This window comes from Bartonella sp. 220B, assembly GCF_026930205.1.
Lineage (GTDB): Bacteria > Pseudomonadota > Alphaproteobacteria > Rhizobiales > Rhizobiaceae > Bartonella.
On the sequence record NZ_JANHOI010000021.1, the window covers coordinates 1 to 9,922 of the forward strand.

Below are 9,922 nucleotides of genomic sequence, written 5' to 3' on the forward strand. Positions count from 1 at the left end.
CCAGGGTTTAAAACCAGAGCATCCCCATAAACCCAGCAATTGCCATTATGAGAGAGGTTATTTTCATTTTCGATAAATCCACCCAATTGCCCCGCTTTGACATCAGAAAAGTTTCTTAAAGCTTTAATGCGATAAAGAGTACGATTAGCAAAGAGACGTATTTCATTAGTGAGTGCAAATTTTTTTTTGCATAGCACCATTCCTTTATAAGAAGATTCACTTTTAAAATGAAAGAGTTTGGAAAGCAGGCGCCCCCGCCACGCCCGCGGTGTTAATCAAGCAGCGTCTTTTATGGATTGATCACAAATTTTGATATTACCATTCAATTTTTTTGTATCTATATATGAATTACCAAAAACACTCACTTTATCGCAAATGTATGTACCACCTGTAATTTTTGCATTGTCATAAATTTTTGCACAATCAAAAACCTTTGCATCATCACAAACCTTTGCATTATCGAAAACGCTAGCATAATTGAAAATTTGCGCATTATCAGACACGACGCCCTTGTCAGCAACCCACGCATCATCATAAACCCAGCAATTACCATCATGAGAGAGATTATTTTCATTTTCAATAAAGCCCCCTAAATCACCAGCCTTGATATCACCAAAGTCTCTTAATGCCTTAATGCGATAAAGGGTACGATTACCAACGACATGCGTTTCATTTGTAAGTTCATATTTTTTGGATACAATTTTAGATACAGTTATAGTGGACATAGGTTATTCCCAATCTAAATAATGATTAAATTTAAATGAAAGTTAGAGAGGAGCGCCCCCGCCGCGCCTGTCATTATTTACGCAGCTTGATTGGCATCTTCAGAATTGCAATCATATTCGTAATCATCATAATATTCGTGACGATAATAATCATCGTCACTACCAAATTCGGGAACCGCAGCATCATAAATATCATCATCAGATGATAAAGAGGCGTCACTATGAATACAAGAATAACCAGATACGGTAGCCCCACAAATCACGGCATCATCACAAACTTGAGAATGACCACCAATATGAGCAGCGCCGCTTATTTTTGCATTGCCCCCAATTTGAGCATCATCACAAATCACGGCATCATCAGAAATATGGGCATGCCCACTTACAGAGGCGTTATCATAAATTTTTGCATTTCCACAAACGTCAACAAAATAGCTTTTTACTTTCGCATTGCCTGAAACCTTTGCATTTTGAAAGACACGGGCTTTATCGTAAACCCAGCAATTCCCTTTATGTGATAAGTTACTTTCTTTTTCGATAAAACCACCTAGATCCCCTTTTTTGACATCACCAAAGTCTTTTAAAGCACGTATACGGTACAATGTGAGACCAGTCATAAAATCCATTTCATTGGTCAATTCATATTCTTTGGATGATGTTTTCTTATTAACAGTAGCTTCCATAGCTAGTGTCTCCTTAACGTAAAATAGTTTGTTATTGACGCCCCTATAAGGGCATCGGGCGCTAACAAACACGGCGTTAAGTCCGTTGCTTACACTTTTCCCACAAGGGTATTGTATGGTGTAAGCACACCCGACAGAATCTTCATATACTAACAAGAGCATAAAAGACAGTCAGTTTTTAAAGACATGGGAGAGGCTGTTTCGTAACCTATCCGCTAGTTATTAGTGTTTTGATCACTTGATTATTTATATAACAAAATACGTATTTATTGTCAATTATATTTTGCTATTTTTGTATTTTTTTTATGATTATTTTTTATCATATTGTGTATAAATATGCGTCATATGCCTATCAATATTTTCTATTTTATTGCGTCTATTTGACTCTATATTACGCAATGGCGTTATTTTTCTCTTTTAAAATTCATAAGAACTAAAAACGCTTCTTATGATGCGTATTTTTAACTTTATAAAGCATGATTATTTTTATGAGATGCCTTGTGAATATTTTTTGTGAATTTTTGTTATAACCAGTTCACTAAACACGCCTTTATAAGCAGCGCTTTTCATTCAAATCTATTGTTTTGATTCATTCTCTATAAGCACCGCATCATTCTTACAAAAGGATAATATGATCATACGGTTTTAATTTGTTATAAAACATTTTGAATTCTTATATCCTTATCAAGATACCTTTTAAGGGGCTTTTGTCTCTTTTAACAGTTTTGTCTGTTGATTTACCCCCCCTTCCATTTAAAAAAATTGAGATAAAAATAAAAACATTATATTTCAATAGGTTAGTTTTTTTCAAAATTTTGAAACATCACGTATAAAAGTCATGTGAGTACAATAGACAATTAATGACACGCGTTTTGTCTGCTTTTGTCAATTTTTGTCAGTAAATTTAACAGACAATTCTTATGATTTTAGTGAGTGTTTAAACCATGTCTTATGAGAGCCATATGGTTCTTTAAAGCTTTTCAAAAGACAAGAGATGGTTATGAGCTATGTTATCAAGAGTAACTTATCGATTTGAAGGGAGTTTTGAGTTTTGAAACTTTGTGTTTTAAAGAAAAAAAGATAAAAAACATTATTTTTCAATATATTAAATCTTATCAATGCTTCAAAAAATAATCTCTATTGATAAATACAATCTATTAATACGCATAATTCTCTTTAAAGAGAGCATATGAGAGATATGATGGCATCATTTGAGATTGCGATATAATCTTTTAAAGGCAATGTAAAAAAATCTCATTCTGTTTAAGATGGGATTTCTTAAAAGTCTTAAAGCAATCCAAATGAGAGTGTTTAAAAGTGCAAGGCTTCTCTTTTTAGAATAGCGCATAGTAACTCATTCCTTTTAAGCTTATAGGTAAGCAACCTAATAAGAGAGTATAGATGATGATTATAAGATCTATACCCCTTATAAGATTGGCATGATTCATAAATCTATTCAGTTTTTCTTAATTCTAGATTTGGTAGGTTCTTAACAATCTTCATTGTTTCTAAACTTACAGTAATAACCCTTTGAAATAATTCCAATGGATAAGCAGGGTTGCCAATGGTCTCAACAGCATAGCAATTGGCATCATTAACAATGCCACTCTTTTTATCGGTCTTTATACATTGACGCCCCATAACCCATTCAAGAGCGGGTTTACCATTCACGATATACTCATAAGCTTCAAGAGGTATATCTGTTATTGTGATATTACGATTGTAAATAACAGTCGATTTATCCTTTTCTTTACTATTCCCAGCAAATTTCATTTCTGTAACATAATAGAATTTCTCAGGGTTAGGAATATCTGTAAGTTTTGGATTGCCTTTTTTGAAGGTCACAGGATAAGGCTCTACGCTTTCATAATTGACGTGCAAATTGCCTAATTCACGCCCCGCATTAACGAATTTCCAAAAATCTTTAGCACTCTTTACGCAAGGGATGCGAGGGAGTTCTTTAGAGAGATTATCAGCATAACGAGTACGGTAATCTTTTGAATGCAAGAGACCGTAAACATAATAAAAGATATCATCTTTCGTTATGGTTTCATTAGGATATGCTGTTTTAAAATGTGCTAATCCCTCATCAGTAATGGCATCACGTCTCTGTAAACCAGCGGCTTTGGTTTCTTCTGTAGCATTTGCAAATAAATGGGATTGTTTTTCATTTTTACCTTTTGAAAGAACAGGATCTTCGTAAAGGTACAATGGAAAACATTGACTTTTTTCTATTGAATCAAAATTAGGTAGATTCTTAGCCATAAGTACAGAAAAGCTTTTCATTGCTCCTACGCCTGTAACTTGTATCACCCTATTTTCAACTGCTTTTCCCATAGGGAATATCCGCGGTATTTGAGAGATGGCTTCGTTAAAAATACGATTATAATAAAACCATTGTTGTGTAAAAGGACGATATAAACTTTGCGCAAGGCAAGTTTCTTCAAATTCAAAAACTTTTTCTCTAGTTAAATGTTGTTTAAGATTAAGACTCCAGCTAATTTTTCTTGCATCTGAATTGACGAAATTGTCTACAGTCTTTGTGCGTGCTTTACGGTCAGCATGTGGATAAGCATTATTAAAACGTTTTACTTCGCAATTATAGAAGGCAATCATATTCTTCATATTTTTTGCTAAAGATTCACGGTTTGAATTGTATGCCCATGCATCACGGCTGGTTACGATACCACAGGAATAAGCCTCAAAAAGCTTTTTATTATTATTTTTATCACCTAAGGCTATAAATGTTTTAAAACTGTCATCACGTTGATTTATCCAATCACCATGTGCATCTGGTGTAATCATTTTCCAACTGTGTTCACTTCGTGTAATGCCATCAATACTACTAAGGGACTCGATTATCGTAAGCTTTTCTTCTCTTGTGAGATAATCTCCAATATCACGAAAATATATTTTACCACGCTGTTGTGCATTTGGATTTTTTACGAGAATAGAGATAGCAATAGGTGCTCGTGATCCGGAACCAAAAATCTTTCCACCTTCCTTTCGAGAAAGCTCTCCAGACGTTCGTTGATTCCCACGCAAATGGAAAATATAAAGGCTGCTAAATTCCTCAACAAAACACTTTCGTAAACCAGTCATAGAATTTGCATCTACAAAACTTGCATTTGTAACAAAACCAATAACACCATGGTCTTTTATACGATCACTAGCCCAGCGGATGGCACGAATATAGCTGTCATAAAGATTTCGTATAAGACTTGCATTCGATTGTGCAGCATAGGTTTCACGAATGCGGTTATCTAAGAGTGGATAGGAGGTGTTCTTGGCATTGTCATTTGCACTTTTTTGCCCTGTTGAATAAGGGGGGTTACCAAAGATAACTTCAATATTGAGTTTTTTCTGAAGTTCTAAATATGCACTGTTTTCTTCTAGTAAGCCCTTCATTAGATCTTGCTTTTCAACCCTCTGAAACGTATCGGTTAAACCAATATGCTTAAAGGGAATATAATCTCCTTTCATAAGACCATGATAGGTTGCTTCGATATTAATGGCAGCAATGTAATAGGCGAGCAAGACAATCTCATTGGCGTGGATATCATGACGGAATTTATATTCCATATCTTCTGGTTTAATGAGATCGGATTGCAAAAGCCTTGTGATAAAAGTACCGGTACCCGTAAAGGGGTCAAGGATAGAAACACCACGTGAACCCAAACTTTGTCCAAATTCTTTGCGTAAAACATCATCAACAGAATGAATAATAAAATCAACAACTTCAATAGGGGTATAAACAATTCCTAATTTTTCTACCGTACGCGGAAAAGCCTTGGCAAAAAAACTTTCATAAAGAGTAATAATGAGATTTTGTCTTGCTTGCGGGGTGGTAATACCAGAAGCACGTAATTTTACACTGCTATAGAATTCTTTAAGCTCTGTTGACTCTTCTTCAATATTTGTTTGATCCAACACAGCTAAAATCTTTTCCATCGCTTGTGAAATGACATTATTCTGAACAAATTGATTGCCATCAAATAAAGCTTCAAAAACAGGGCGTGTTACAAGATGTTGTGCAAGCATCTCAACTGCTTCTTCTTGTTTGATATCACTGTTTAAGTTATTCTTTAATTCCTCGTGAAACGCATGAAAGGCGTGATAAGCTTCGCTTGTCTCATCAGCAAGCATATTTTGCAGACGATTGATATGATTTTGTGCAATCTCAGCAACATTGCCAGCCCAATTTTCCCAATAATCGGTAATGGCAAATTTCTTCGCAAGAAGTGTTTTAAGGGCACGGGGAAATTCAAAACAAAAGGAGTAATTTTTTTCTTCTTTATAGCTCTTAGAAGGTTCATAAGCAGGTGTTCCAATTTCCAATCCCGTACTTTCTGGTTTTTCATAGATTGAGAGTTTATCCTCAACCGCAGTCATACTGTCTAAGGCGATAATCTCTAGGGTATGACTTACATCTTGTCCTAAAATCATCTGGTTAAGGGTTATCTCAAAATTCTCATCATGAGCAAGCAAAGCATTGATCACTTGCCAGACAACCTTGTATCTCTTGTTGTGTCTTAAAGCCTGTTCCGCAGAAATCCCAGCAGGAACTCCAACCGGTAAAATGATATAACCTCTTTTTTTGCCCTTGGCACGCCGCATGATACGCCCCACCGCCTGTATCACATCCACATGACTTTTGCGCGGATGGAGAAACATGACGGCATCAAGAGCAGGCACATCCACACCTTCCGAAAGACAACGGACATTGCTTAAGACACGACAAACATTTTTCCCCGCATCTTCTTTTAACCAATCAAGTTTTTTTGTACGTTCTTTAGCGCTACAAGTTCCATCAATATGTTCAAATGTACAATCAAGAGGAGGTGTCTCTTTACGGTTCTCATAAAGAGCCCGCAATCTTTCCTTAGTTTTATCAGAATTAAAGGCTCTACAGATATTTTCAGAGGTTTTAATATCTTTACAAAAAGCCAAAGCACGGTGCATGGGATTGGGGTCATCCCCAAGATCAAGTTTTAGATCTATTTTACTCAGAGCTTGATAACAGCCTACGAGCTTGGTTTCATCGTCAAGAGTAAGTTCATAACTGTCATCGGTCATAAGATGTTGAATGGATTGAGCCACTACCTCTTCATTCACCCCCAAGACAATAATCTTATAAGGTGCTAAAAGTTCATTCTGAACGGCTTTTGAAAAGGTATAAGTGTAAAGGGTTTTTCCATAGAGATCTTCATCATCCATAGAAGCCAGCACGGCATTAATCTCATTGGCTTGTTTCTTGGCATTATCGGTAAAGATCTTTGGAGTTGCCGTCATGTAGAGACGTTTTTTGCCCTGAACAATGCTGTTATCATGAACCTTAACAAACTTCGATTCACTGTTGTCTGTTCCTAATGATACACCAGTGGTTCTATGGGCTTCATCGCAAATGATCAGATCAAATTCAGGTAAAGCATATTTCTTTTGTGCATCTGATATGACTTGTATCGAATGATAAGTCGAAAACACCACAGTCATGACATTAGGAGAAGTCTTATTGGCTTTGCTTGCAAGTTCTTGCGGATCTGTTGTTGCAGGCAATGCAAGATCTGAGACATCCAGTTCAGCAATATCATCTTGGTTTTTACGCCGCTTGCCAACTTGTGTATCAGAACACACCGCAAAGGACCGCAAGGCTATCTCTGTATCGAGTGTCCACTCTCTTATCGTTTGAGACATAAGAGCAAGAGAAGGTACCAAAAACAAAACACGCTTGCCTTTTCCTGCTATTTGTTCTGCTATCTTGAGACTGGTGAAAGTTTTTCCCGTTCCACAAGCCATAATCAGCTTGCCACGGTCTGCTTCTTGTAAACCCTCACAAACAGCTTCAAGGGCTTCTATCTGATGATCTAAAAGCTTTTTCTTTGTTTGCTCTTTCAGAACAACAGTTTCTTTTCCTTCAAAACGGCTCCAATCGATTTGACTTTTTTCTAGATCAAACAGATTAATCTGTTGAATGCGAACTTCTTGTCCTTCACAGGTGTGAGAAGCGTTATCACTCCAATCACTTTCGGTGCTGTCGATAAGAATGCGACGGGTGAAGATCTTTTTGCCAGAGGCAGCAATAAAACTATCAAGATCTTCTTTTTTAATGCAATGAGAGGCTTCATAGCATTTACATTGGATGGCAGCATAGCCTCCTTCATCACGAATTTTAGCGACCAGATCAATGCCAATATCGCGCCCATCTTCACTACGTTCTTTCGCCCACTCACAATAGGTTTGAACCTGTTCATATTCTTGGCATTGCAGAGGGTCTTGCGTCAAATAAGCCATGACAAGGTTTTCAAAGAGAGTACCTAATTCACGGGGTGATTTTGCTTGTTGACGATAAGATTGTAAGAGAGAGCGTAAAGAGGATTGTTTATGATCAGAATTGAGGGATTGAAGCATTATAGAGAAACTCCATAGTCTTATGACATTAATCAATTGACTTCGAAAGAATCGAAATGGAGTTTATTAAATACATTTAGGATAAATATCGAGTGGTAAATGGGCAAAAACCGCCCGAAAAGCCATAAAATGCTTCAAAAAAATTTAACAAGTTGCATTTATAAACAGCCTATAAACAGCAAAGTAGTGAAATTTGCTATTCATTTTATGGGAAATCAAGACAACTCCAATATGTGCTTTTAAAAGTTCAAATATGCAATTTTGAAGTATTTTATTGCCTCTAAAAATCACAACAGCTGTCAGTTAAATTTTTAGACAGATACTGACAGGTTTTAATCAACTTATCTCATTCATTGTCTATATAAATCATCTTATTGGGATGGATTATTTCTAAAAACACACTAACATATTGAAATATAATGTTTTTTACTTTTATTTAAAAGGTGTTTTTTAAAATGAGGGGGTAAATCAACAATAATGACTGACAAGAATATGACCTGAGTTATGACTATCCATTCAGATCATATCTTTCTCTTTTGCCAGCACTCTTTAAAATCATCTTCTGTTCATTCATTTCATTGCCTTGTGTTCTCGTTTTTTACCAAAGGATGCCATTCATAATAGGTACTCAATTTACTTGTCTGATGGGTTATAAACTTTTTGCGAATGTGATTTGAACAGCATAAAAGCTCCAACGCTTGTTTGACAGCTTCTTTATCTTTCAAATGAGCCCAGCAGCGTCTGTAGATATCCCGTGCAGTAAAAACCTCAGGTAAGCCATTACAGCGCTCTACAATCAGTTTTGCACGCTCTGCTGTTAAGGTATCCCCAGCAGCATAAAGACGTTTCGCATGGCTTAACAAATAGTTTTCCCAACGCAATGCCATGGAAAGAGAAGGGAGAGTGATTTCAAAACGACCATCCTCAACAAGTTCAAAAATCAGGGCAAGACTTGGTATGGTTTTATCCATTTTTGCTAAATGTGCTTGCAAGGGTTCAGAGTGATTACCTTCTCTTATTTCTCTTTGAAAATTTTCCCACCACTCACGAAACAACTCTTGTGCTTTGGGAGAAAAACGCATCACAATCGGGTGTTCAGGTGATCCCAAGTTTATCCCGAAAAGAACGAAAAGCCTCTTCATAGTCTTTATAGGCATCTTTTAAAGGGTCTCTATCAACCAATTCACATTTTTTTGCCTTATCGGGCCATACCATCATTTGAAAACGTTGGATTAAACCATCATCTCCTTTTCCAGAATGAAACGCCCGAATAAGAGGGGTAATTCGTAAAGGTTGAATACCTCCTATAATGGAAAGCATTGCATTGGGAATATGAATCGTTCCACGCCCAATACGGTCATAGGTATAGGGTTGATCCCCATTAAAAGCTTGTAAATAAAACCCACGGTCTGTTTGATATTCCTTAAGTTCCAAGTTTGCTAAAAAACCAGAGAGTTCATCACGGACCATCAATAATCCACGCGGGTTTTCTTTGAGTAATTCTCCTAGCTTTTCGACCGTTGTGTCATTGACAATAAAACGTGAATTTTCCTCATCATGCTGGTTATCTTTGGTTATGTTTTCAGCTAAAATAGAACGGGCAGCTTGGGTATCTCCATTCTTTAAAGCTTTGCCGGCTTGTTTTTTCTTTTCTTTTTGGTTTAGAGCCTCAAGAGCCTGTTCAATCTCTGCTTATTTATTCTTTTGTTGGTAAGCTTGCAAAGCTTCTGTTTGAAGATCAGCAAGGGGTTGAAGAGCGGTTTTCAAAGCCGGTGTTTTTCGTGTAGAAGGGTTACCAATAATAGCCCCCCATATAGATTAGGAACAATGTACCAATTATCATGCTGTTTTGGAGCAATGCGCACGCCATTGCCAATCAGAGCAGCTAAAGCACAGATAGCAGAGACAGCCACAAAATCGAGAGGAGATTGTTGACGGTCAGCAATATCGTAAACATATCTGCTTAGTCTATAAGGCATTTGTAAAATATTAAAAGGTTCAACCGGTAAAAGAGCGGTGTTAATCGGTTTTAATTCGCCCCAACCAATTTGTTGTAATGCCACTTCATAAGGAATGGCTTGTAAACAAGCATGGTCCTTTAAAGAA

3 protein-coding genes and 2 pseudogenes are annotated in these 9,922 nt (G+C 36.6%); all 5 read right to left on the bottom strand.

Annotated elements, in window-relative coordinates; genetic code table 11:
- Window positions 1-200: pseudogene (locus NPX99_RS08055) on the bottom strand (hypothetical protein); the annotation flags it as partial.
- A 75-nt stretch (window positions 201-275) separates the two neighbouring features.
- Window positions 276-725 carry a hypothetical protein gene (locus tag NPX99_RS08060; RefSeq protein ID WP_269031333.1) on the bottom strand — a complete coding sequence of 150 codons (450 nt, stop codon included), beginning with the start codon at window positions 723-725 and terminating at the stop codon, window positions 276-278.
- 77 nt (window positions 726-802) lie between these two features.
- The gene (locus NPX99_RS08065) at window positions 803-1,408 is read right to left on the bottom strand and encodes a hypothetical protein (RefSeq protein ID WP_269031334.1); all 606 of its coding nucleotides are present in this window, start codon (window positions 1,406-1,408) and stop codon (window positions 803-805) included.
- A gap of 1,452 nt (window positions 1,409-2,860) precedes the next feature.
- Complete coding sequence (locus tag NPX99_RS08070; protein WP_269031335.1) at window positions 2,861-7,816, bottom strand: DEAD/DEAH box helicase; 4,956 nt, start codon at window positions 7,814-7,816, stop codon at window positions 2,861-2,863.
- 575 nt (window positions 7,817-8,391) lie between these two features.
- Window positions 8,392-9,922, bottom strand: a pseudogene (locus tag NPX99_RS08075) (YfjI family protein); the annotation flags it as partial.